The sequence below is a fragment of the Novosphingobium barchaimii LL02 genome (assembly GCF_001046635.1).
Lineage (GTDB): Bacteria > Pseudomonadota > Alphaproteobacteria > Sphingomonadales > Sphingomonadaceae > Novosphingobium > Novosphingobium barchaimii.
The window spans coordinates 932,356-955,215 of sequence record NZ_KQ130452.1; the positions used below are offsets into that span (position 1 = coordinate 932,356).

General features: G+C 64.3%; 20 protein-coding genes. 11 read left to right on the forward strand and 9 right to left on the reverse strand.

The window, feature by feature from the left end; all coding sequences use genetic code 11:
* Positions 1–13 precede the first annotated feature (13 nt).
* The 8 genes from V474_RS04760 to V474_RS04795 all read left to right on the forward strand — a co-directional run bounded on the left by V474_RS04760 (position 14) and on the right by V474_RS04795 (position 8,375).
* Entirely contained in the window at positions 14–286 is a 273-nt protein-coding gene (locus tag V474_RS04760) for a BolA family protein (protein WP_043972783.1), read from the forward strand.
* Positions 287–378: 92 nt separating this feature from the next.
* Complete coding sequence (hisG, locus tag V474_RS04765; protein ID WP_059150783.1) at positions 379–1,032, forward strand: ATP phosphoribosyltransferase; 654 nt, start codon at positions 379–381, stop codon at positions 1,030–1,032.
* Entirely contained in the window at positions 1,032–2,324 is a 1,293-nt protein-coding gene (gene hisD, locus V474_RS04770; protein ID WP_059150336.1) for a histidinol dehydrogenase, read from the forward strand. The genes hisG and hisD overlap by 1 nt, the downstream gene beginning before the upstream one ends.
* Complete coding sequence (gene nusB, locus V474_RS04775) at positions 2,321–2,776, forward strand: transcription antitermination factor NusB (protein WP_059150337.1); 456 nt, start codon at positions 2,321–2,323, stop codon at positions 2,774–2,776. The genes hisD and nusB overlap by 4 nt, the downstream gene beginning before the upstream one ends.
* A 42-nt stretch (positions 2,777–2,818) precedes the next feature.
* The gene (thiL, locus tag V474_RS04780; RefSeq protein WP_059150338.1) at positions 2,819–3,778 is read left to right on the forward strand and encodes a thiamine-phosphate kinase; all 960 of its coding nucleotides are present in this window, start codon (positions 2,819–2,821) and stop codon (positions 3,776–3,778) included.
* 241 nt (positions 3,779–4,019) lie between these two features.
* Positions 4,020–6,119: a sodium-translocating pyrophosphatase gene (locus tag V474_RS04785; RefSeq protein WP_059150339.1), complete on the forward strand. Its 2,100-nt coding sequence runs from the start codon at positions 4,020–4,022 to the stop codon at positions 6,117–6,119.
* Between the two features lie 268 nt (positions 6,120–6,387).
* Entirely contained in the window at positions 6,388–7,512 is a 1,125-nt protein-coding gene (locus V474_RS04790) for a GNAT family N-acetyltransferase (protein WP_236710770.1), read from the forward strand.
* On the forward strand, positions 7,512–8,375 hold the full coding sequence (locus V474_RS04795) for a cupin domain-containing protein (RefSeq protein ID WP_059150785.1): 864 nt from the start codon (positions 7,512–7,514) through the stop codon (positions 8,373–8,375). Before V474_RS04790 ends, V474_RS04795 begins: the two co-directional genes overlap by 1 nt.
* 4 nt (positions 8,376–8,379) lie before the next feature.
* On the opposite strand, the gene V474_RS04800 is transcribed toward V474_RS04795, so the two are convergent.
* Both V474_RS04800 and V474_RS04805 read right to left on the reverse strand, forming a co-directional pair.
* Entirely contained in the window at positions 8,380–9,669 is a 1,290-nt protein-coding gene (locus V474_RS04800; RefSeq protein ID WP_059150340.1) for an SAM-dependent methyltransferase, read from the reverse strand.
* A gap of 57 nt (positions 9,670–9,726) precedes the next feature.
* Entirely contained in the window at positions 9,727–11,103 is a 1,377-nt protein-coding gene (locus V474_RS04805; RefSeq protein WP_059150341.1) for a cryptochrome/photolyase family protein, read from the reverse strand.
* A gap of 41 nt (positions 11,104–11,144) precedes the next feature.
* On the opposite strand from V474_RS04805, the gene V474_RS04810 reads away from it, so the two are divergent.
* Positions 11,145–11,888, forward strand: a complete 744-nt coding sequence (locus V474_RS04810) for a phosphatase PAP2 family protein (RefSeq protein ID WP_059150342.1) — start codon at positions 11,145–11,147, stop codon at positions 11,886–11,888.
* Here V474_RS04810 and V474_RS04815 read toward each other — a convergent pair.
* The 3 genes from V474_RS04815 to V474_RS04825 form a co-directional block, all read right to left on the reverse strand.
* Positions 11,848–12,825 (reverse strand): metal-dependent hydrolase, encoded by a 978-nt coding sequence (locus V474_RS04815; protein WP_059150343.1) that lies wholly within the window; start codon positions 12,823–12,825, stop codon positions 11,848–11,850. The two genes, V474_RS04810 and V474_RS04815, sit on opposite strands and share 41 nt — an antisense overlap.
* 69 nt (positions 12,826–12,894) lie before the next feature.
* Positions 12,895–13,938, reverse strand: coding sequence for a 2-oxoacid:ferredoxin oxidoreductase subunit beta (locus V474_RS04820; RefSeq protein ID WP_059150344.1), 1,044 nt, complete (start codon positions 13,936–13,938; stop codon positions 12,895–12,897).
* Between the two features lie 21 nt (positions 13,939–13,959).
* The gene (locus V474_RS04825) at positions 13,960–15,939 is read right to left on the reverse strand and encodes a 2-oxoacid:acceptor oxidoreductase subunit alpha (protein ID WP_059150345.1); all 1,980 of its coding nucleotides are present in this window, start codon (positions 15,937–15,939) and stop codon (positions 13,960–13,962) included.
* 297 nt (positions 15,940–16,236) lie between these two features.
* Between V474_RS04825 and V474_RS04830 the strand changes: the two genes are divergently transcribed.
* Positions 16,237–16,719, forward strand: coding sequence for an RNA pyrophosphohydrolase (locus V474_RS04830; protein WP_043972766.1), 483 nt, complete (start codon positions 16,237–16,239; stop codon positions 16,717–16,719).
* Between the two features lie 121 nt (positions 16,720–16,840).
* Here the strand turns inward: V474_RS04830 and V474_RS04835 are convergent, their stop codons facing one another.
* From V474_RS04835 to V474_RS04850, 4 genes are all read right to left on the reverse strand, one after another.
* Complete coding sequence (locus tag V474_RS04835; RefSeq protein ID WP_059150346.1) at positions 16,841–17,383, reverse strand: tetratricopeptide repeat protein; 543 nt, start codon at positions 17,381–17,383, stop codon at positions 16,841–16,843.
* 14 nt (positions 17,384–17,397) lie between these two features.
* Complete coding sequence (locus V474_RS04840; protein ID WP_059150347.1) at positions 17,398–18,570, reverse strand: RsmB/NOP family class I SAM-dependent RNA methyltransferase; 1,173 nt, start codon at positions 18,568–18,570, stop codon at positions 17,398–17,400.
* Between the two features lie 126 nt (positions 18,571–18,696).
* Positions 18,697–20,154 carry an IMP dehydrogenase gene (gene guaB, locus V474_RS04845; protein WP_059150348.1) on the reverse strand — a complete coding sequence of 486 codons (1,458 nt, stop codon included), beginning with the start codon at positions 20,152–20,154 and terminating at the stop codon, positions 18,697–18,699.
* Positions 20,155–20,228: 74 nt separating this feature from the next.
* On the reverse strand, positions 20,229–21,779 hold the full coding sequence (locus V474_RS04850) for a M28 family peptidase (protein ID WP_082699589.1): 1,551 nt from the start codon (positions 21,777–21,779) through the stop codon (positions 20,229–20,231).
* Positions 21,780–21,999: 220 nt separating this feature from the next.
* Here V474_RS04850 and ypfJ point away from each other — a divergent pair, with 220 nt between their 5' ends.
* Positions 22,000–22,857, forward strand: coding sequence for a KPN_02809 family neutral zinc metallopeptidase (ypfJ, locus tag V474_RS04855; protein ID WP_059150350.1), 858 nt, complete (start codon positions 22,000–22,002; stop codon positions 22,855–22,857).
* Positions 22,858–22,860 lie beyond the last annotated feature (3 nt).

The window sequence follows — 22,860 nt, forward strand, 5'->3', positions numbered from 1 at the left end:
TAAATGGAACCCCATGACCGGACCACTTGCACTTGAAATGCAGCAATTGCTCATTGCTGCCTTCGCACCCACCGCGCTCGACGTGGTCAACGACTCCGCCAGCCACAGCGGCCACAGCGGCGACGATGGCAGCGGCGAATCGCATTTCACAATCTTGATCGAGAGCGAAAAATTCGCCGGCGTCTCTCGCCTTCAACGCCAACGTCTGGTGAACGCCGCGCTGGGCGACATCCCCGGAAACCGCGTCCACGCCGTCGCCATCAAGGCCCGCGCCCCCGGAGAATGAAGGGCAACCGCCCGGCCCGCCACACGAACGGGCCGGGCCACGATATTCATCACCATTGCCCTTTGCGGCCTTCCCGCCTAAACGCGCGCACCATGCCGACACCTCTGACTTTCGCCGTGCCCAAGGGCCGTATCCTTGACGAAGCGTTGCCCCTGATGGCGCGCGCCGGTGTGGTGCCCGAGGCAGAGTTCCACGACAAGAAGTCGCGCGCGCTCTCCTTCGCCTGCGAAAACAGCGACATGCGCCTGATCCGCGTGCGCGCTTTCGACGTTGCAACCTTCGTTGCGCACGGCGCCGCGCAAGTCGGCATCGTCGGTTCCGACGTGGTCGAGGAGTTCGCCTACTCCGACCTTTACGCGCCTGTAGACCTCGACATCGGTCATTGCCGCCTCTCGGTGGCGGAACTCGTGGGCGAAACCGGCGGCCCCCTACCCTCGCACTTGCGCATCGCCAGCAAGTACCCCAGCCTCACCCGCCGCCACTTCGAAAAGCTGGGCGTGCAGGCAGAGGTGGTGAAGCTGAATGGCGCGATGGAACTGGCCCCCATGCTCGGCCTGTCGAGCCGGATCGTCGATCTGGTCTCCACCGGCCGCACGTTGAAGGAAAACGGCCTCGTCGAGACCAGCCGTATTCTCGACATTTCCGCGCGCCTGATCGTCAACCGCGCGGCGCTCAAGACCGATGACCGCGTCGCCGCTCTGGTCGAGGCGTTCCGCGCCCTCGTGGCCGAAAAAGTACCGGCCTGATGCTGCGTCTTTCAAGCAGCGATCCCGATTTCGCCGAGGCGTTCGCCCGCGTCGTCAGTGACCGCCGCGAGAGCGCGGTCGATGTCGCCGATGATGTCGCCGCGATCATCAAGGCTGTGCGCGCTCGCGGTGACGAAGCGCTGGCCGAATACACCGCGAAGTTCGACGGCCATGACCTCGACGTGACCGGCTGGCAGGTTGACGCAGAAGCCTGCAAGGCGGCGTTCGACGCGCTGACGCCTGAGCTTCGCAGCGCCCTCGAACTCGCCGCGAGCCGCATCCGCGCCTATCATGAGGCACAGGTTCCCGAAGACCGCGATTACACCGACGATGCCGGGGTGCGCCTCGGCGCGACCTGGAGCCCGGTCGATGCCGCCGGGCTCTATGTTCCCGGTGGACGCGCGGCCTATCCCTCCTCATTGCTGATGAACGCCATTCCGGCCAAGGTGGCAGGAGTAGAGCGCCTCGTGGTCGTAACCCCGACGCCCAAGGGGGACGTAAATCCGCTGGTCCTGGCCGCCGCCCACCTTGCAGGCGTGGACGAAGTATGGCGCGTGGGCGGGGCCCATGCCGTAGCCGCGCTGGCCTATGGCACCGATCGGATCGCGCCCGTGGACGTAGTCACCGGCCCCGGCAATGCCTGGGTAGCCGAGGCCAAGCGCCAGCTTTACGGCGTCGTTGGTATCGACATGGTAGCCGGCCCCAGCGAAATCCTCGTCATCGCGGACGCCAGGAACGATGCTCACCGGATCGCCGCCGACCTGCTCAGCCAGGCGGAGCACGACCCGACCTCGCAGTCGATCCTCATCACCGACGACACGTCGTTCGCACAGGCCGTTGCAGACGCCGTCGAAGTGGAACTTTCGGCCCTCGCCACGCAGGAAACCGCGCGGACCAGCTGGACCGACAACGGCGTCATCATCAATGTCGCCAGCTTCGATGAAGCCCCCGCGCTCGCCAATGCGCTGGCCGCCGAACACGTCGAGATCGCCACCGACGATCCGGAGGGCCTGATGCGCAGCATCCGTCATGCAGGCTCGGTATTCCTTGGCCGCATGACCCCAGAAGCGGTCGGCGATTACGTCGCCGGTCCCAATCACGTCCTGCCCACCGGGCGGCGTGCACGGTTTTCCTCGGGGCTTTCGGTTCTCGATTTCATGAAGCGCACCAGCTTCATCCAGCTCGACCAGGCGGCTCTGGAGGCTATCGGCCCCGCCGCCGTCGCCCTTGCCGATGCGGAAGGGCTTCCCGCGCACGCGCGCTCCATTTCCATAAGGCTCGGCCAGTCATGACCACCAGCAAGACCCAAGCAAAGCAGGCGCGCGCAGCAGCCCGCTTGTCCGCCGTCCAGGCGCTTTACCAGTTCGACATGGAAGGCACTCAGCTGCCGATCCTGCTCGACGAGTTCCATCGCCACCGCCTCGGCATGGAAATCGACGACGCGCAATTCGCCAGGGCTGACGTCGCGTTCTTCGACGATGTGGTGAAGGGTGTGGTCGCACGCCGCGACGAGATCGACGAACTGCTGTCGTCCAAGCTCTCTGAGGGCTGGTCGCTGGGCCGTCTCGACAAGACCATGCTTCAGATCCTGCGCGCCGGCGTATACGAGCTGATGGCCCGCCCCGACGTGCCCACCGGCGCCGCGATCAGCGAATACCTTGACGTGTGCCACGCCTTCTTCGACCCGCGCGAGGCGAAGTTCCTCAACGGTGTGCTGGATTCGGTGGCGAAGTCGGTTCGCTGAGCTGGACTCGACTTGCGAATCCGCTGAGCGCATCACCGCCTGATGGCTGGTGAATTCGCCCTCATCCACGCCCTGCGCGCGATAGCGACGGACCCAGCCGCGCGCGCGCTGGCTGACGATGCCGCCGTGCTCGCGATTGGCGGCGAGACGCTGGTGCTGACGCTCGATACCGTTGTGGAGAGCGTCCATTACCTCGCCACCGATCCGGCCGCCGATGTGGCATGGAAGCTGGTGGCGGTGAACGTATCCGATCTTTCCGCCAAGGGCGCCATCCCGCTGGGGTGCCTCTATTCTCACGCCCTGGGCGAGGAGGAGTGGGACCGCGCCTTCCTTGAAGGGCTGGACGAGGCTTGCCGCCATTTCGCCATGCCGCTGCTCGGCGGCGACACGGTGCGAATGCCTGAAGGAGCCCCCCGCAGCTTCTCCCTGACCGCGCTGGGCACCGGCCCCAAGGACTGCGCCGTGCCCAGCCGTACGGCCGCCAAGCCCCGCGATCAGGTGTGGGTCAGCGGGACCATCGGTGACGCCGGGCTGGGTCTTGCCGCTGCGCTCGGAACGCTAACCGGACCGCCCGAACATCTGGCTGCCCTCGCCGCGCACTATCGCCGGCCTATGCCCAAACCACGCCTTGGCGCGGCCTTGGCACCATTGGTCCATGCGATGATGGACATATCGGATGGCCTGCTCGTCGATACCGCACGGATTGCCGAAAGCAGCGGCGTGGCGATCCGCATTGAGGCCGAGGCCGTGCCGCTGTCCCTTGCCCTGCAAGCCGTAACAGGCGGCGCTATCGAAGCGCGGATCGCCGCGATGACGGCAGGCGACGACTACGAACTGCTGTTCACGGCCCCTCCTGAAAATGCTGTCAGCATCCGGGAGACCGCGGAAAAGGCGAACTGCAGTGTAGCGGTAATCGGTACGGTTGATGCTGGCGGCGGTCTGACGCTTGTCCATCAAGGCAAGCCCCTGCCCCTGCCCGAGCGCCTCGGCTACCAGCACTGAGCTTGCGACGTCCTGGACCGGACCCGGGACCGCTGGCCCCACCGCGCCCACTTTCCCGCAAGGTTGGGCCTTAAGTATTGCCAAGGGTCCTGGATCAAGTCTGGGGCGACGAAAACTTGGTCGCTTCTACTGCCACGCGTCCAACCTGCTTGCCAGTCCCCCACCTTGTCTATAGCCCTTGTGCCTTCGAGCGGGAAAAACTCGCCGAAACAACATAAACCCATTGGGAAGGGGGCGTTCAGTGAACTTGATCACGATCGCAATTGTCTTGGGACTACTCGCCATAGTCTATGGCGTCGTCACCTCTCGTCAGGTCCTGAGGTCTCCGGCAGGTTCTGAAAAGATGCAGGAGATCGCAGCCGCCATTCAGGAAGGCGCTCAGGCCTACCTCAAGCGGCAATATTCCACCATCGCCGTCGTCGGTGTCATCGTCGCGATCATTCTGGCGCTGACGCTGGGGCCGATCTCGGCCACCGGTTTCGTCATCGGGGCGATCCTTTCAGGCCTTACCGGGTTCATCGGCATGAATATCTCGGTGCGCGCGAACGTGCGCACCGCCGCCGCCGCGCAAAAGGGCCTGCAAGCTGGCCTGACCCTGGCGTTCCGCGCCGGCGCGATCACCGGGATGCTGGTGGCGGGGCTGGCCCTGCTCGCGATTTCGGTGTTCTTCTGGTATCTGACCGGCGTGACCGGCCACACCGTGGGCGGCGAAGACCGCACCGTGGTCGAGGCGCTGACCGCTCTCGCCTTCGGCGCGTCGCTGATCTCGATCTTTGCGCGTCTGGGCGGCGGCATCTTCACCAAGGCAGCCGACGTGGGCGCGGATCTGGTCGGCAAAGTCGAGGCCGGCATCCCCGAGGACGACCCCCGCAACCCCGCCGTCATCGCCGATAACGTAGGCGACAACGTCGGCGACTGTGCCGGCATGGCGGCTGACCTGTTCGAGACTTACGTCGTGACCGTGGGCGCGACGATGGTGCTTTCCGCGCTGCTGGTGAAGGATCTGGGCGATGCCCTGATGACTTTCATGACGCTGCCGCTGCTGATCGGCGGCGCATGCATCGTCACCTCTATCATCGGCACCTATTTCGTGCGGCTGGGATCGAGCCAGAACATCATGGGCGCTATGTACAAGGGCTTCCTGGTGACCGCGATTCTGTCGATCCCGGCAATCTACGGATGCATCTGGGTTACCCAGCAGGGCGACATGGCTTCCCTGATCGGAAACCAGGCTTTCAACGGCATGGACCTGTTCTGGTGCTCACTGCTGGGCCTTGTCATTACCGGGCTCATCATCTGGATCACCGAGTATTACACCGGCACCCAGTACCGCCCGGTCCGCTCGATCGCCAAGGCGTCGGAGACGGGTCACGGCACCAACGTGATCCAGGGCCTCGCCATCAGCCTTGAGGCTACCGCCCTGCCGACCATCGTCATCGTTGCCGGGATCATCATCGCCTATCAACTCGCCGGACTGCTGGGCATTGCTTATGCGGCCACCGCCATGCTGGCTCTGGCGGGCATGGTCGTCGCCCTCGACGCCTATGGTCCGGTCACCGACAATGCCGGCGGCATTGCCGAAATGGCCGGACTGGACGACAACGTGCGCACCAAGACCGACGCCCTCGACGCCGTGGGCAACACCACCAAGGCCGTCACCAAAGGCTATGCGATCGGTTCGGCGGGTCTTGCCGCGCTGGTGTTGTTTGCCGCCTACACCACCGACCTGCGTGAGTTCTTCCCGCAACTCGACGTCGATTTCAGCCTGGAGAACCCTTACGTCATCGTCGGCCTCCTGCTGGGGGCGCTGCTGCCTTACCTGTTCGGGGCCATGGGCATGACCGCCGTGGGCCGCGCGGCGGGCGACGTCGTCCTCGACGTCCGCGCCCAGTTCCGGGAGAAGCCTGGCATCATGACTTACGAGGAAAAGCCCGACTACGCCCGCACCGTCGACCTCGTCACCAAGGCGGCGATCAAGGAGATGATCATCCCCTCGCTGCTGCCGGTGCTGGCACCGATTGCAGTCTACTACGTGATCGGCTGGGTTGGCGGGCAGGCCAATGGCTTCGCGGCGCTGGGCGCGCTGCTGCTGGGAGTGATCGTCAGCGGTCTGTTCGTGGCGCTTTCGATGACATCGGGCGGCGGCGCGTGGGACAATGCCAAGAAGTACATCGAAGACGGCCACCACGGCGGCAAGGGCTCGGACGCCCACAAGGCTGCGGTGACCGGGGATACGGTGGGCGATCCCTACAAGGATACCGCCGGGCCTGCGGTGAACCCGATGATCAAGATCACCAATATCGTCGCCCTGCTGCTGCTGGCGGCGCTGGCGGCCGGTTAATGCACTGAACTGCTTTGAAACCCCGCCGGCATGACGGCCGGCGGGGTTTCCCTTGGATTGCCGCACGCATCTCGCCAATGCCATAAGAAGCCCATCCCACGTCACATCCCCAGCATCGCACCGTTAGCATTTCCTTGATGGATGCCCGCTATCCTGCCGATGAACAGGTAATCCTTCAGCAATCGGGAAATCCGCCCAAGTGGCATTCGAGGCACACGACGCGATCGCGCTTGCGGCATCCGATGCCCTCGCCGCATCTCCGCGCCAAGTGTCCGGCCCCGCGTCGGGGCGCCTGACCTGCGTCCCCTGGCGCGCCCTCGAAGCCGAAGTCCCCGCTTGGGATCACCTTGCCAGGGTCGCCAGCGAACCCAATCCCTTCTTCGAGAGCTGGTATCTTTTGCCGTCACTGCGCCATCTCGCGCAGACTGATGCGGTTCGAATATTGCGTTTCGAGCGAAACGGCGTGCTAACTGGGCTCCTGCCGATAGTCCGTGCGGGGCGCTACTACCGCTGGCCAGTGCCACACCTATCAAGCTGGCTCCACGCCAACTGCTTCTGCGGCGTTCCGCTGGTCGCGACGGGCGCCGAGACGGCGTTCTGGCACGCCGTACTGCGCTGGGCGGACAATGAGCCCGGTGCAGCCTTGTTCATGCACCTGCGCGGCATCGTGCTCGGCGGTCCGCTTCACGCCGCGCTGGAAGCCGTCGCGGCCAGCGACGGCCGGAAGATGGAAGTGGTCCACACCGAGGCCCGCGCGATGCTCGCCTCCGATCTTCCGCCCGAAGCTTATCTGGAAGCCTCGCTTTCGGGCAAGAAACGCAAGGAACTGCGCCGCCAGGCCAACCGCCTCGCCGACGAAGGCGCAGTTGCTTTCGAGCACCGCACTGACGCCGAGGATATCGCTCCATGGTGCGAGAACTTTCTCGCGCTTGAACGCGCAGGGTGGAAAGGAGAGGCCGGCTCTGCGCTTGGCTGTGACGAAGGCACCGCCCGCCTCTTTTGCGAGAGCCTGAGCGGTGCCGCCACACGCGGAAGGCTAGAGCGCCTTACCCTAACTCTCGACGGGCGGCCGCTGGCAATGCTGGTGACCTTTCTGACCGCACCGGGCGCCTATTCCTACAAGACCGCCTTCGACGAGGACTTTGCACGCTTTTCGCCGGGCGTCCTGCTCCAGCGCGAGAACCTGGCGATCCTTGACCGCCAGGACATCGCATGGAGCGATAGCTGCGCCAGCGCTGACCATCCGATGATCGACCACCTCTGGCGCGAACGGCGCGCCATTGGCCGGCTCTCGATCGCAATCGGAGGCACCTTGCGCCGCTCGGCATTCCGCCACTTCGTTCGCGCCGAAACCGCGCGTCGCCCCGCAGGCCAGCCCCCGAGAGAGCCATGATGAACGCGCCTGTCACCCTGTCGCCCGGTGCCGCCTTCCCCAATACCGCACGCGCGGCTTTCGCCGAGAACTACCCGGAAATCCCCCATAAGCTGACCCACACCCTGGGCGCGCATCCGCTGATGGAACTGGAAGCACTGGCTGCGCTGGCCGAAGCCCTGCCCGCTGGCTCGATCGAATACAACGCCGCCGACCAGCCCATCGGCATCGACGGCAAACCCGCGCCGACCGGCATCCCGATCGGCCGAACCATCCGCGAGATCGAGACGACCCGTTCCTGGGCCGTCCTCAAGAACATCGAGCAGGACCCGGCCTATGCCGCGCTGCTGGCCGGCCTTCTCGCCGAAATCCGCCCTGCGATCGAGGCCCGCACGGGCCGGATGCTCAAGACGCAGGGCTTCGTCTTCGTGACCTCGGCGGGCGGAGTTACTCCCTATCACTTCGATCCCGAGCACAATATCCTGATGCAGGTGCGCGGCTCAAAGGTCATGACCCAGTTCCCCGCCGGCGAGGCTACTTATGCCCCCGACGAGATCCACGAAACCTACCACACCGGCGGCGGGCGCGAACTCAAGTGGCGCGAGGAATTGCTGGCAGGCGGGCGCGAATTCCCGTTGAAGACAGGCGAGGCGCTTTACGTGCCCGTCATGGCCCCGCATTTCGTGCGCAACGGGCAGGAACCTTCGGTCTCGCTTTCGATCACGTGGCGCTCGGAATGGAGCTTTGCCGAAGCGGACGCGCGAGCCTTCAACGGGTTGCTGCGCAAGTTGGGCCTCAACCCGTCACCGCCGGGCCGCTGGCCGGCCACGAACCGCACCAAGGCGCTTGGCTGGCGGATCGCACGAAAGCTGGGCGCACGCTGATCTTTCAGCCTTTCACGAGCGTCACTTGCGAGACCTCGATACCGCCGCCCAGAAAGCCGCCTTCGCAGTACATCAGATAGTACCGCCATAACTGCACGAAACGCTCGTCAAAGCCGCTCGGCAAGCGCCCTTCCTCCACCGCGATGTCGAAGTTGCAGCGCCATTGGCGCAAAGTCCGGGCATAGTCGGCCCCGAAATTATGCTGGTCTTCCCATGACAGCCCCCGCTCGGCGGCAAGTGCGCGGAACTCACTCTCCTTGATAAGCATCCCGCCGGGAAACACGTATGTCTGGATAAAATCCGCGCTGGCGGCATAGCGCTCGAAGATTTCATCGCGGATCGAGATGTACTGGATACCGGCACGGCCACCGGACCGCAGATTGCGCGCCACGCAGTCGAAGAAATCGGGCCAGTAGTCACGTCCCACCGCCTCCACCATCTCGACGGAGGCGATCGCGTCGTACCCGCCATGGACGTCGCGGTAATCCTGTTTGCGAAAGTCCACGCTACCGGCGTCGAGCTTCCAGCGAGAGCGGGCATAGGCCAGTTGTTCGTCCGACAGGCTGATGGCATCGACGTGGACACCCTGATTACTGGCGAGAAACGCCGCCAGAGTACCCCAGCCGCAGCCGATCTCGAGCACCTTGTCGCCCTCTGCCAGTTCCAGCCGCTCGATGATCGCGGCTACCTTGTCCGACTGTGCGCAGTCCAGTTCGGTAACGAACTGACTGTAGGCGTTGGGCCCAACCTCAATGTCGGAATAAAGCGCGCTGGAATAGATCATCGTCTCTCCCAGCCACGCCCGGTAGAAGTCGTTGCCGAGATCGTAGTGGGCATGGATATTCTTCAGCGAACCGGCGCGGGAATTGCCGTTAAGGCCGTGCAGCATCCTGCCCAGCAGCCGCCATGGACCATGGGCCCGGGCGACGCCGCCCAGCGCCGCGGCATTGGCCATGAACAGCGCAAACAGCGGCACCGGGTCGGGGCTGTCCCACTCTCCCGCAGCCCAGGCCTGATACCAGCCCACTGAGCCCCCCGTCGCCAGCCGCAGCAGCGCACGCCAGCTCCTTAGTTCAACGACAGCGTCAAAACCCGCATTGCGGCCGCCTAGCAGCCGCGTCTCTCCGCCAGGCAATGTCGCCATGATGGAACCGGTTTGCAGGCCTCGATCGATGCGGTCGAGGATCTTGTGAACCCCGCCCGACCACAGCCGCGCAAGCCATTGCGGCCCGGCGCCGATCCGCCGTCCGCGTCCAACCAGATCGCCGCCTCGGCCCGATACGTGAGCATTCATGGCGCATGATATGAACGCGAATCGAACCCTCGGCAATTGGCCAGGGATGAAAGTTCGCTAATCTGCTTTCGCTTTCTGCCAGGCTGCGAGCGCCCGCTCCCTTGCTGTCCGGTGGTCAACCAGCCGGTCGGGGTATTCCTTTGGCCGGGATATCGGCGAAGGATCGTGGATTTCGCCATCGGGCAAGCCGCCCAGTTCGGGCACCCATTCCCGAATATAGCCAGCGCAATCAAACTTCTCGGACTGGGAGAGCGGCGCCATTATCCGCACGAACATGTTGGCATCGACGCCGGAACCCGCAGTCCACTGCCAGTTCACCGCATTGGAGCCATAGTCGGCATCGACGAGCGTGTCCCAGAACCACTTCTCGCCCTCACGCCAGTCGACCAGCAGGTGCTTTACAAGAAAACTCGCGGCGATCATGCGCACGCGGTTATGCATCCAGCCGGTGTGCCAAAGCTGGCGCATCCCGGCATCGACAATAGGATAGCCGGTGCGGCCCTGCTGCCACGCGGCGATCTGCGCGCTCACCTCGCCGCCGCTGCGCCACGGAAAATCGTCAAAGGGTTCCCGCGCCGGTTTGGCGCCATAGTCGGGATATTGGAGGATCACATTCTGGGCATAGTCGCGCCAGCCCAGTTCACCCAGGAAAGTGCCTACCGTGCCACCGGCATCGGCCACCGAATGCCATATCTGCGCCGGCGAGATCTCGCCAAAATGGAGATGCGGGGATAGCATCGACGTGCCCTCCACCGCCGGGAGGTTACGCTGCCTCTCGTAGGCGGAGGCTTCTTCAATGAAAGCATGAAGCCGCTTTTTCGCACCGGCCTCGCCCGGTTCCCACGTATCGCGCATACCGCCCGCCCAGTCAGGTTTCGTGGGAAGCAGCGCCCATTCCTTCAGGTTGTCCGACCGGGGCCATGAAGGCGGGGCTGCTATCACTTGGGGGCGGCGCGCCGGCGGCGGGGGCGGCAGGCGTTCGCGCAAGGTTCGCCAGAACGGGGTGTAAATCTTGTAGAGCCCACCCGCACCCGTGGTCACCGAACCAGCGGGCGCAAGGTAGTTACCGTGGTGCAGGCATAGCTGTGTATGCTTGGCCACGGCCTTCTCGGCATTACGCCACCACGGTTCGTAGTGATGCAAAGCGTGGATCTCCCTGGCGCCGGTTTCCTCGGCCAACTGTGCCAGCACATCTTCGCTCCTGCCTCGGCGCAGGATCAGCTGCGAGCCTTTCTCCCGCAGCGCCGCATCAAGGCTGGCCAGTGAGTGATGCAGCCACCAGCGAGAAGCGCCGCCCATGGCACGGTGCCGGGGCGTTTCGTCATCCAGGACGTAGACCGGAAGCACGGGGCCTTTTCGAGCGGCCTCGGCAATGGCAGGCTGGTCGGACAGACGAAGGTCGCGCCGCAGCCAGACGATGACAGGGGAATTCATGGACACGCAACGCCTTTTCAACAAGCGCGTTCCCTAGACCAATGGTCGTGGCTTCCGAAACCCTCACGCTGCCGAAACGCGGCTATCGTATCGACCCACGCAAAGCGCTGGTCTGCGCGGCCTTGTGCTGGTCAGGCGCGGCCATTGCCGCATGGGCGGTGCAAACCGGGCATGTTCAGGCGCTCGACCGCACCGGACTGCTGTTCTGGCGCGATGATACGCTCCAACCCGAAGGACCCGCCGGGTTACTCGAAGCCGTTCGCGACGTTACCGCGCTGGGCGGCGTCGTGCTGCGTAACCTATTCGCGATCGCCGCCCTGGTAGCGCTATTGTTCCTGCGACTGCGCCGCGAAGCCACGCTGCTGGCGCTGACAGTGGCCGGCGGATGGCTGGTCAACAGCGCGGTAAAAGGGCTGGTCGGAAGACCCCGGCCTCAGATCGTACCGCACTTGATGGAAGCGGGCGGCAACAGTTTTCCCAGCGGACACAGCTTCAATGCCGCCGTCGTCTATATCGCCGTCGCCTTGGCGTTCGCTGCCCTTAGCAATCGCGCGTCGGTGCGGGCGACCGTTATCGCCGCTGCCATGGCGCTCAGCCTGGTCATTGCCTGGACCCGGGTCTGGCTGGGCGTCCATTGGCCCAGCGACGTCGTTGCCGGATGGCTGGGCGGTGCCGGCTGGGCCTTCCTTGCGAGCGCCCTGCTCTATCGCCCGGCAAAAGCCACGGTAGACGCCGCCGAGGACTTCAGCGAGCCGGACACCCCGGAGCAATCGTCGGCACCGTAGCGGAGACATTGAAATTGCGGCTGAGCGCCGGGCCGGAATAACGCGCGTCGCCGAACGTCACCGTCGTCCGGCAGCCATGGGGCTCTATGCGGGCCACCGGCATCTGCGACCAGGCGAGGAATTTCACCACCTCGGGGTCCGCTGCGGAGGCGCGCCGGACCAGCGGGTCGGTCATGTTGTCGGCCACCGGCTGACCGGCTTCAACGAGAGCGGTCAGACCATGCAAGGGATCGTAGCGCCCCTGCGTGATCGCTCCGCGCTCACGCCAGATCACATCGCGGCGCCAGAACAGCAACGGTTCTGGCGACGCGAATATGCGGTCGGGCTTTGCGTGCGACGGGGAATTGCCAGGTGCCTGCCAAGCGAGTGCCGAGATTCCGATGTTCGCCACAATGAAGCCGCTCACGCCCGCGAGCGCGGCAACGGCGGGCTTTCCCGCTCTCCTGGCCCTGCGTTTCCAGCGCCCGCGCGCCAGCCACAGGCCGGTACCCAGAATCGCCAGCAGCCAGGGCGAGATAATGAAAAGGCCATCGGTGTGGAACCACCGTTCGCTCGACGGCGACAGCAACTGGATCGCATAAACATTCTGCAGGTCGAGCAGCGGATGGGTCAGCGCTCCCAGATAGCAAAGCGCCAGCAGCCAACCGGCGTTCATCGGCAAGCCGCTTTTGAACACCGCGCCCCGGCTTATCTGCCAGCGGTCGAGCAGCAGCAACAGCCCTGCCAGCAAGGGCGGCATCAGCAACACTCCGCCGACAAGGCCATGGGTGAAGCCCCGGTGCATAGCGAGCGGCGCCCACGGCGCCCAGCCGAAGAACACGTCGATATCCGGCATGTTCGCGGCAAGTATGCAGGCGGCCAGCCCCTTGCGGGTGCGGCGCTTCAGCCCCGTCTCGGCCAGAGCCCAGCCAACGAGGCTGTGGGTGAGATTATCCATGATCTTCCGGGAGTTGCATCGCGCATCACTATCAACTGCCCAATGCGACATGGCAACCCACGGCGGCCGTCAATCCATCAACCCGTGCGCATCACTCGATTCCGGCACCGTCCACGTTTGTCCTTTGGACAGCAGTTTGCCCAAGTCAGCCGTCTTGCCTGCGATCAGGCTGGCGCGTTCGGCGATGACGGCGCTCTCGAATGTCGGCGCGGGATCGTCGTAAATCACACCCAGCGCCATCGGGAACGCGCCAAAGGGCATCTCGATGAGCATATGCGCCAGCCCCCGATTACGCGGGTTGTGAACGGCCACTCCCGCCGCTTGCCAATCCCCGTCCAATACGGGGACGACTTTCAGCGACAGAGTCTTAAGATCGAGTGACAGGCCTTTGGTGTTCTTGGCGAAAAGTAACGGCTCGCCATCCCTGCACATTATCTGGTTATCGGCCGCGACCGCCTTTGCTATGAAGTCGTCGAAGCGGTCCTTGTTGTAGACGATGCAGTTCTGGAAAATCTCGATGAAGGCCGCGCCCTTGTGGCGGTATGCCGCGATCAGGACTTCGGGAAGGTCCTTCGAAACGTCGTAGCCGCGCGCCACGAACCGCGCGCCCGCGCCCAGGGCGAATGCACAAGGCAGTGCCGGACGGTCGACCGATCCAATCGGCGACGTCGGCGAGGGCGTGCCCACCCGGCTTGTCGGCGAATATTGCCCCTTGGTGAGGCCGTAGATCTCGTTGTTGAACAGCATTATCTGGCAGTCGAGATTGCGGCGCAGGATGTGCATCGTATGGTTGCCGCCGATCGACATGCCATCACCGTCGCCCGTCACCAACCATACGTCGAGGTCCGGGTTGGCCAGCTTGATCCCTGTCGCAAAGGCCGGTGCGCGGCCATGGATTGTGTGGAAACCGTAGCTCTCGATATAATAGGGAAACCGGCTGGAGCAGCCGATGCCCGATACGAACACGGTGTTCTTCGGGTCCGCGCCGACCATCGGCAACGTACGCTGTACCGCCTTCAGAATAGCATAGTCGCCGCAGCCCGGGCACCAACGTACTTCCTGGTCAGTTTCCCAGTCCTTGAGGGTGGTCTGGATCGGGGTCATGTCGTTCATGATGCGCTTCCGTCCTGTGGCTCAAGGATGTTCGATTTCGGGGGCGGGAAGCTGGGTATCGTTGACCGCCACCTCGCCGCCCTCGTTATCCGATATGCCGTCGAAGAAGGCGGCGATGGCCGCCTCGATTTCGGCGATGGCGAAGGGCTGGCCGCTGGTCTTGGCCAACGGTACCGCGTCAACAAGGAACTGGTCGCGCAGCACTGTCTTGAACTGACCGGTGTTCATCTCCGGCACCAGCACATGGTCAAACCCACCGAGTAATTCGCCCAGGTTCGCCGGCAACGGCCATACATGCCGCACGTGGATATGGCTCACGTCGAATCCTGTGCGGCGCGCCCGGCGCACGGCCTGGTGGATCGGCCCGAAAGTCGAGCCCCAGCCCACCACCGCCAGCGTGCCGCGAGCCTCGCCCAGCGCCGCCTCCTGCGGTGGAACATCGCGGGCGATCCCGTCGATCCTGGCCTTGCGCGCGTCCGTCTGCGCCTGGTGGACATCGGGGGCGTAGTCGATGTTGCCCGTGTCGATGGCCTTTTCGATCCCGCCTATGCGGTGCATCAGGCCTGGCGTGCCCGCCTTGATCCACGGCCGCACCCCGCGCGCGTCGCGTTTGAAAGGCAGCACCTTGCCCGCGGGGTTGTTGCTCTCCTCCAGAAAGCTCACCGGGAACGGCGTGAACGAGGTCGGGTCAGGCACTTTCCAGGGTTCGGAGGCATTGCCGATGTAGCCGTCCGTCAGCAGGATCACCGGGGTCATGTACGATACGGCGATCCGGCAGGCCTCGACAGCGCATTCGAAGGCGTCCGCGGGAGAGCGGGCGGCGATCACCGGCAGCGGCGCATCGCCATTGCGCCCGTAGACCGCCTGATAGAGGTCCGACTGCTCGGTTTTGGTCGGAAGGCCGGTCGAGGGTCCTCCCCGCTGCGAATTGACGATGACCAGCGGCAGTTCGGTCATGATCGCCAGCCCCATCGCCTCGCCCTTGAGGGCTATGCCGGGACCAGACGAGGACGTGACGCCGAGCTGCCCGGCATAGGACGCCCCGATCGCCGCGCAGATCGCGGCAATCTCGTCCTCGGCCTGGAAGGTCGTGATGCCGAACTCCTTCATCTTCACCAGGTTGTGAAGGATCGCCGAAGCCGGAGTGATCGGATAGCCACCGAAGAACATCGGCAGCCCCGCCAGCTGCGCGCCCGCGACAAGGCCCAGACTGACCGCTTCGGCCCCGGTGATCGTGCGATAGAGGCCTGGTTCGCTGGCAACCGGATCGACGTGCAGCTTCCGAAGCGGTCCGGCCAGTTCGGCCGTCTCGCCGTAAGCATGGCCTGCGTTGAGCGCGGCGATGTTCGCCTGCGCCAGGACCGGATTCTTGGCGAACTTGGCGTTCAGCCAGTCGATCAGCGGCTGGCGGTCACGGTCGAACATCCATAGCGCCAGCCCCAGCGTCCACATGTTCTTGCAGCGCAAGGCCTCCTTGTTGCCGAGGCCGAGGGGCTTCACAGCCTCCATCGTCAGGGCGGAAATATCGAAGGCTAGAACATCCCATCTGGCCAGACTGCCATCATCCAGCGGGCTGACCTCGTACCGGGCTTTTTCGAGGTTGCGCTTGTTGAACTCCCCGGTGTCGGCGATCACGAGGCCGCCGGGTTTCAGGGCCTGCACGTTGGTCTTGAGCGCCGCCGGGTTCATCGCCACGAGAACGTCCGGCGCATCGCCGGCAGTGGTTATCTCGCTCGATCCGAAGTTGATCTGGAAGGCTGAAACGCCGAACAGCGTACCTTGAGGAGCGCGGATTTCGGCAGGAAAATCAGGGAAGGTGGCAAGATCGTTACCGGCAAGCGCGGTGGACAGGGTGAACTGGCCCCCGGTCAACTGCATCCCGTCCCCGGAGTCGCCCGCGAAGCGGACCACGACCGCTTCGGGAGAGGCTTCATGCACGGATGCCTGCGCATCTTGCCCGGCTCCGTCGGCTGAACCGTACTGGGCAGATCGTGTCGCCATTTTCTGATCCTCTCCGGCAGTTTTCTGCCTGAAATTCCTCTCTCCTGAGGCTGCTCGCTCCTGCCGCGGCTTGCAATCCAGAAAACTCTCGCGCGGACAAATCTGTCATTTGTCCGTCGGCAGTAGCGGTCCGTTAGTGATGTGGACCACAATACCTGCTAGTCAAGGGGACTGGCGTAGGCCATCCTGTCCTGCGATGGTCCACGCCCCGGTGACGAACCTGTGAAATCCCTCTCAGGCACCTTCCCGTAAGCCGGTCCTGACCTTGTCCCTTCAATTTCGGAAATACGCATCTCGATGAATGACTTTTCGTCCCTTCCCTATCGCCCCTGTGTGGGTGTCATGCTCGTTAATGCCGACGGCAAGGTTTTCGTCGGTAAGCGAATCGACACGCGCGAAGGTGACTGGTGGCAGATGCCCCAAGGCGGGGTCGACGATGGCGAAGACCTTAAGGCCGCTGCATTCCGCGAACTGTGGGAAGAAACCGGCGTTACCCAGGAGCACGTCAAGCTTCTCTCCCAGACCAGGGAAGAACTGCTCTACGATCTGCCTGAGGAGCTTCTCGGCAAGCTGTGGAAGGGCAAGTATCGCGGCCAGCGCCAGCACTGGTTTCTCGCCCGCTTCGACGGCAGCGACGACGGCATCGACCTTGAAGCACACAAGCCGGCAGAATTCTGCGACTGGAAATGGGTGGACGCCGAACTGCTGCCCGACCTTATCGTGCCGTTCAAGAAGCGGGTCTACCGCGCTGTTCTGGAAGAATTCCGCGCACTGATCTGAATGGTCTCGCCTGCACCCGTCTACAAGTTCATGGTGAGCGGAAGTCGGTCGAACTCGGATCGGGAGGGGTCAGGTTGAACTGCCCCTTACCCCGTTCACGCAGGCGCAGACCCCATCGAAATCAGTTCTCCGAAACCACCGGCTTGCTCGTCACCGCATCGGCGCTGACCATGCGCGGCGACGGGCCCTTGGCGATAGCTGCCGCCAGGTTCTGCGTTTCCGAGCAGGACTTGCCGCAAAGCGTCTGCAGCCGGGCAAGGTTGCGGTTGGCCTTCTCGGTCGCGCCTTTTTCAGCCAGAGCCATGCCCTCCCCCGCGATGGCCACGAGGTTGCGCGGATCATTGTTCAGCGCGACGCGGTAATAATGGAGCGCCTTACCCTGCATGCCCTGGCGGCGCGTGGCTTCGGCAAGGCCCAGGAGGACCGTGACGCTGCCCGGTTCGACCGTCAGCGCCGATTCATAAGCATCCACCGCGCCATCAACCCGCCCTGCGGCCAACGCGCTACGCCCTTCCGCGATCAGCGCGGCAGCGCGCGGATCCAGCGCCTGTGGCGACTGAGAGTGCGAGACGCTGGATGAAATGACGGCAAGAAGGGAAAGAGCAACAGCAACGGGCGTATAGCGCATCAGCAAGTCCTTGGCCGAGGTCTTCGTCCTCATCATAGCGGCCGACGCTATCACAGCCGAACGAAGCGTGCGACGAAAAAGCCGTCGGTTCCGTCACGATACGGAGACAATCTGAGGCCCGCACCGCGCGGGGTGCCAGCAGGCAACCCCGGTGTTTCGGCGCGGAAGCCGGGATTTCGGGCAAGGAAGCCAGCCGCCTGCCCCGCGCCTTCCGCATCAAGCAGTGAGCAGGTGACGAACACCAGACGCCCGCCCGGCCGGACCAGCCGTGCCGCGATATCCAGAAGGCGAGACTGGATCGCGGCGTAGCGGTCCAGTTGCTTATCGGTCAGCCGCCAGCGCGCCTCGGGGTTGCGCCGCCAGGTGCCGGTGCCCGAACAAGGCGCATCGACCAGTACCGCATCGGCCTTGTCCACGAAGGGAGCAAGTGCCTCCATTTCGCGATTGGCGTCGAGCAGCAGTGTCTCGATCCCCGTCGCTCCGGCACGCTGCGCGCGGGGCGCAAGACGCGACAAGCGCATGCGGTCAGCGTCGGCGGCGATGAGCCTGCCTGTATTCTCCATCGCGGCGGCAAGGGCGAGGGTCTTGCCCCCTGCACCGGCGCACAGGTCGATCACCGTCTCTCCCGGCCGTACGGCAACTGCTTCGCAGGTGAGCTGCGAGCCGGCGTCCTGCACCTCGACCATGCCTTCGAGATAGGCGCTGGTTTGTTCGATCCGGGTTTCAGGCGGATAGCGCCAGCCATTGGCAGCAACGGAGCGCTGACCGCCCTCGGGCAGTTCCAGCACACCCGCTCGCAGCGTGTTGACGCGAATGTCGAGCGGAGCGCGGTCCAGAAGCGATTCTGCCTGCGCCGCATCGATGCCGCTTTCGGCAAGGCGCTGCATCAGCCAGGCCGGGGCGATACCGCCCGCAGCCGCCTGCTCCCCCGCCACGATAGCAGCCGGAGCATGGCGAGAACCGTCGAACAGCGCGGCAACCTGCGGGTCCTCCCCGGCAACGCGCAGCATTGCCGCACGGCCGGTTTCAGGCACTTCGCCGCAGAGGCGGATCGCGCGGTAGGCCAGCTCGCGCACGGCGCGGCGGTCACCGCTGCCGGCGAAGCGGCGGGTGCGGAACCAGTCGCCGATCAGGCGATCAGCCGGCGCGCCGTTCGAACGGGCCGCCTCGATCACGAGGTCCAGCACTTCGATCGCGGCCTGGACGCGGGCGGCGGGGGTCATGAAACTCTTTCCCGGTAAGGAGAGACTGCGGGCAAAGCGACAAAAGGGCACGCCATCGTTCGCGTGCCCCTCCACCATCGCCGCGCGATGGCTCCCTCCCCCGGTTCGGGGAGGAAAGTCGGTTTATCAGCGCGTGGGATAGTTCGGCGCTTCGCGGGTGATCGTCACGTCGTGAACGTGGCTCTCGCGAAGGCCCGCACCCGTGATGCGGATGAACTTCGAGTTGCGGCGCATGTCGTCGATGGTTGGCGAGCCAGTGTAACCCATTGCCGCCTTGATGCCGCCGACCAACTGATGGATCACGTCGCGCGCAGGGCCCTTGTAGGCCACCTGGCCTTCGATACCCTCGGGCACCAGCTTCATCTGGTCCTTGATGTCACCCTGGAAATAGCGGTCGGCCGAACCCCGGCCCATCGCGCCCACCGAACCCATGCCGCGGTACGACTTGTAGGCGCGGCCTTGGTAGAGGAACGTCTCGCCCGGCGCTTCCTCGGTTCCGGCCAGCATCGAGCCGACCATGATCGTCGAGGCACCAGCGGCAAGTGCTTTGGCAGCGTCGCCCGAAGTGCGCAGGCCGCCATCGGCGATCACCGGAACGCCGGACTTGTCGGCTTCCTCGGCGGCTTCCATGACGGCGGTCAGCTGCGGCACGCCGACGCCCGCGACGATGCGCGTGGTGCAGATCGAACCCGGGCCGATGCCCACCTTGATGCAGTCCGCACCGGCATCGATCAGAGCGCGCGCTGCCTCGGCGGTGGCGACATTGCCGGCGATGACCTGCGCCGAATTCGACAGGCGCTTAACGCGCTCGACGGCCAGCGCCACGTCCTTGTTGTGGCCATGTGCGGTGTCGATGACGACCACGTCGCACTCGGCGGCGAGCAGCGCCTCAGTGCGCTCGAAGCCCTTGTCGCCCACGGTGGTGGCGGCGGCAACGCGCAGGCGGCCGGCGCCGTCCTTGGTTGCGTCCGGGTACGTTACGGCCTTCTCGATGTCCTTGACGGTGATCAGGCCCACGCAGTGGAAGCCTTCATCGACGACCAGCAGCTTTTCGATCCGGCGCTGGTGCAGCAGACGACGCGCCTCTTCCTTGCCGACGCCGATGCCCACCGTCGCAAGGTTCTCATGCGTCATCAGTTCGCGCACCGGTTGCATCGGGTTGTCAGCGAAGCGAACGTCGCGGTTGGTAAGGATGCCCACCAGCCGGCCCGAAGCCTCGACCACCGGAATGCCGCTGATCTTGTTGGCCATCATCAGCGCCTGCGCCTGGCCCAACGTGGCGTTGGGATCGATGGTGATTGGGTTGACCACCATACCGCTCTCAAAACGCTTGACCTGGCGGACGGCGGCGCACTGTTCCTCGATGGTGAGGTTGCGGTGAAGTACGCCGATGCCGCCCATTTGCGCCATGGCGATCGCCATGTCCGCCTCGGTCACGGTGTCCATCGCCGAGGAGATGACGGGAATGTTAAGCCCGATGGTGCGGGTCAGCATGGTACGGGTATCGGCCTGGGTAGGCACGATGTCGGACTTTGCTGGACGCAGCAACACGTCGTCGAAAGTAAGTCCGAGCTGGATATCCATGTGCGCCACCAATGCCTTTGCGGGGAGAATCGTGGCGGCCCATGTAATCAAAGGCACCCCCGGGCGCTAGGGGGTCATTTCGCGGCGGCGGGTGACTTTACCGCGGCTTTCGCGGATGGGCCTGCAACCGGAACCCTGCGGGCATCCCCGAACCATCGGCCAAGCGCGGTAAGCATCTTGACATCATCGACCGCGCCCTCAAGCAGAAGCGGGTGCGAAAGGTCGTCGCTGGGGCGGTGATAGTCGGTGTCGAAAAAGGCGCGCATCCGGTCGATGTCACCGTAAGCCGTCGTGACCATTACCGCTGGAATATCGTGCTGTAGCAAGGCCCAGCCGTCCTGCCGCTTGACGAATTCGTTGGCCTCGTCGTTTTCGCGCAGCTTGAAGCCCTCGGCCTTGGCGACGCGTGCAATATCCTTGTCCAGCCCGGTCATGCCGCGCCCGACGATGGCGAAAGGCGTCTTGCGCGGGGCGATCGCGATCGAATCGATGTTGAAGGCAGCGACAATCTTTTCCAGCGGGAGCGGCGGCTCTTCGGCAAAGGCATGAGCGCCCAACAGGCCCAGTTCCTCACCGGTGGTGGCGAGGAAATAAACGTCGCGGTCCATCTGCTGAGTGCGTGCCAGCCGGCGAGCGATCTCGGTCATCGCCGCGACGCCGCTGGCATTGTCTATCGCGCCATTGCAGATCACATCTTCGGCAGGCGCTTCTCCGCATTCTCCGAAATGGTCCCAATGGGCCACGAACATCACTGCGCCCGCCTGCCTGTTGCGGCCCGGCAGCTTGCCGATGAGGTTGTGGGTGCGGATCGTCGTCTCGTTCGTACTGGCTTCCAGTGAGGCGGTAACGTCCAGCATGATCGGCACGAAATCGGGGGCGGCCGCCGCCGCTTCCAGCGAGGCAAGGCTATGCGCCGTACCCTTGAGCAGCGTCTCCATCGTCGCGCGGCCGACAAAAGCCTCGAGATCGCCGCCCAGCGAATCCTCTGACAGGGCATAGCCGGTGCGCTGCCGCCGCGCGGCGACTTCCTCAAGGCTGCGCTCCCCATCCAACACAGTCAGCACCGCGGAGGCGCCTTGCGTCAGCAGATCGTTCTGCCGGGCGCTGTCGGGCGTATCGCCATCGAGCACGACCGCGATGCGGCCCGCCAGTTCGGTGCGCGAAAAGTCCTGGCTGCGGGCCTTGCCCACGAACAGCAGCGGCGCATTGCGCACAAGACTGCGCTTGCCCGATGTCAGGACCAGCACATCCTTGGGTGCGATCGTCGTGCGGTAACCCCGGCGCAGAAACTGCGCGGTGCCCGTCTCGGGTTCGCGGGCGACAAGAGTGACGGGTGCGAACCACTCGTTACCAGGATCGTTGGTGCCCGAAACCAGGCCGATGTCGAACCACTGCCGGGCAAGGTAGCGAAGGGTCTTCGCCTCGCCCTCGGTGCCGGGTTCGCGGCCGTCAAAATCGTCGCTGGCGAGAATGTCGATATGCGCGCGCAGCCGGGCCTCGATCTCGCGGTCGGCGCGGCTGACGCTGGCGGCTATCATCGACACAGGTATCAGAGCAGCTGCAAGCGCCAAGCCCGCAGCCGTTCTCCAAACCCATGCCCCTGCTGTAAAAGCACCCGCCTTCATCGTCCCGCACCTATACGACACAAAATCGGCAACGGTTGAAAAATCTCCGCCGCTGCGGGCACTTCGCATCATTTTTAACCGCGCCATCCTCACATGACGCGATGGAGCAACAGTCACCGTGCTGCGCACGTGGGGCGGAACAGTGGCGGCGATTGCGAATTGATCAGCCCGCTGCAAGAAGGTTTAGTGCGGCAGGAACAGAGGGAAGGACTATTCACCGATGAGGCTAACCAGGTTCGATCCCAGCAACATCCGCGTCTCCGGTGGGGGCGGCGGTGGTTTTCCCGGCGGCGGCGGCGGAAAGATGGGCTGCGGCACCATCGTGATCGTGCTGATCGGTGCGCTGGTCTTCGGGGTCGATCCCGGTCAGATGCTTGGCTCGCTGCAAAACGTACAGCAACAGACATCCACGTCTGCACCGGCTGCCCCGCCCAAGACGGTGGAGGAATATTGCACCGAGAATGCCTATGCGACCGAATCTTGCAATGCGCTCGATTCGCTCAACCGCACCTGGCAGCCACTGTTCCAGAAGGCGAATATCTCCTTTGAACAGCCGACCCTGAATTTTTACAAAGGCGGCACGCGCAGCGGCTGCGGAGCAGCGCAGAGTTCCATGGGCCCGTTCTACTGCCCGGCAGACCAGGGCATATACATCGACACCAGTTTCTACGACCAGCTCGACAAGGAACTGGGCGCCAAGGGCGATTTCGCCCGATATTACGTGATGGCCCATGAATACGGCCACCACCTGCAGCAATTACAGGGCATAAATGCGCAGGTCCGGCAGGCGCAGCAGCGCAGTCCCTCGCAGTCCAACGCGCTTCAAGTGAAGATGGAACTTCAGGCAGACTGTTATGCCGGTGTATGGGCGGGCAAGAACCGCGAACTGATCGAGCCGGGCGATATGGAAGAAGGCCTTACCGCCGCCAGCGCCATCGGCGACGATACGCTAATGAAAAATTCCGGCCAGGCCGTCAGCCCCGAGAGCTTCACCCACGGTTCCAGCGCCGAACGCATGCGCTGGCTGAAACGTGGCCTGGATACCGGGAACGAGGACGCGTGTGACACGTTCACGTGAATG

What these genes read in the sequence shown, in the direction of transcription:
- V474_RS04760 (WP_043972783.1), top strand. Translation starts at nt 14, where the DNA reads ATGACCGGACCACTTGCACTTGAAATGCAGCAATTGCTCATTGCTGCC.
- hisG (WP_059150783.1), top strand. Translation starts at nt 379, where the DNA reads ATGCCGACACCTCTGACTTTCGCCGTGCCCAAGGGCCGTATCCTTGAC.
- hisD (WP_059150336.1), top strand. Translation starts at nt 1,032, where the DNA reads ATGCTGCGTCTTTCAAGCAGCGATCCCGATTTCGCCGAGGCGTTCGCC.
- nusB (WP_059150337.1), top strand. Translation starts at nt 2,321, where the DNA reads ATGACCACCAGCAAGACCCAAGCAAAGCAGGCGCGCGCAGCAGCCCGC.
- thiL (WP_059150338.1), top strand. Translation starts at nt 2,819, where the DNA reads ATGGCTGGTGAATTCGCCCTCATCCACGCCCTGCGCGCGATAGCGACG.
- V474_RS04795 (WP_059150785.1), top strand. Translation starts at nt 7,512, where the DNA reads ATGAACGCGCCTGTCACCCTGTCGCCCGGTGCCGCCTTCCCCAATACC.
- V474_RS04800 (WP_059150340.1), bottom strand. Translation starts at nt 9,669, where the DNA reads ATGAATGCTCACGTATCGGGCCGAGGCGGCGATCTGGTTGGACGCGGA.
- V474_RS04805 (WP_059150341.1), bottom strand. Translation starts at nt 11,103, where the DNA reads ATGAATTCCCCTGTCATCGTCTGGCTGCGGCGCGACCTTCGTCTGTCC.
- V474_RS04810 (WP_059150342.1), top strand. Translation starts at nt 11,145, where the DNA reads ATGGTCGTGGCTTCCGAAACCCTCACGCTGCCGAAACGCGGCTATCGT.
- V474_RS04815 (WP_059150343.1), bottom strand. Translation starts at nt 12,825, where the DNA reads ATGGATAATCTCACCCACAGCCTCGTTGGCTGGGCTCTGGCCGAGACG.
- V474_RS04820 (WP_059150344.1), bottom strand. Translation starts at nt 13,938, where the DNA reads ATGAACGACATGACCCCGATCCAGACCACCCTCAAGGACTGGGAAACT.
- V474_RS04825 (WP_059150345.1), bottom strand. Translation starts at nt 15,939, where the DNA reads ATGGCGACACGATCTGCCCAGTACGGTTCAGCCGACGGAGCCGGGCAA.
- V474_RS04830 (WP_043972766.1), top strand. Translation starts at nt 16,237, where the DNA reads ATGAATGACTTTTCGTCCCTTCCCTATCGCCCCTGTGTGGGTGTCATG.
- V474_RS04835 (WP_059150346.1), bottom strand. Translation starts at nt 17,383, where the DNA reads ATGATGAGGACGAAGACCTCGGCCAAGGACTTGCTGATGCGCTATACG.
- V474_RS04840 (WP_059150347.1), bottom strand. Translation starts at nt 18,570, where the DNA reads ATGACCCCCGCCGCCCGCGTCCAGGCCGCGATCGAAGTGCTGGACCTC.
- guaB (WP_059150348.1), bottom strand. Translation starts at nt 20,154, where the DNA reads ATGGATATCCAGCTCGGACTTACTTTCGACGACGTGTTGCTGCGTCCA.
- V474_RS04850 (WP_082699589.1), bottom strand. Translation starts at nt 21,779, where the DNA reads ATGAAGGCGGGTGCTTTTACAGCAGGGGCATGGGTTTGGAGAACGGCT.
- ypfJ (WP_059150350.1), top strand. Translation starts at nt 22,000, where the DNA reads ATGAGGCTAACCAGGTTCGATCCCAGCAACATCCGCGTCTCCGGTGGG.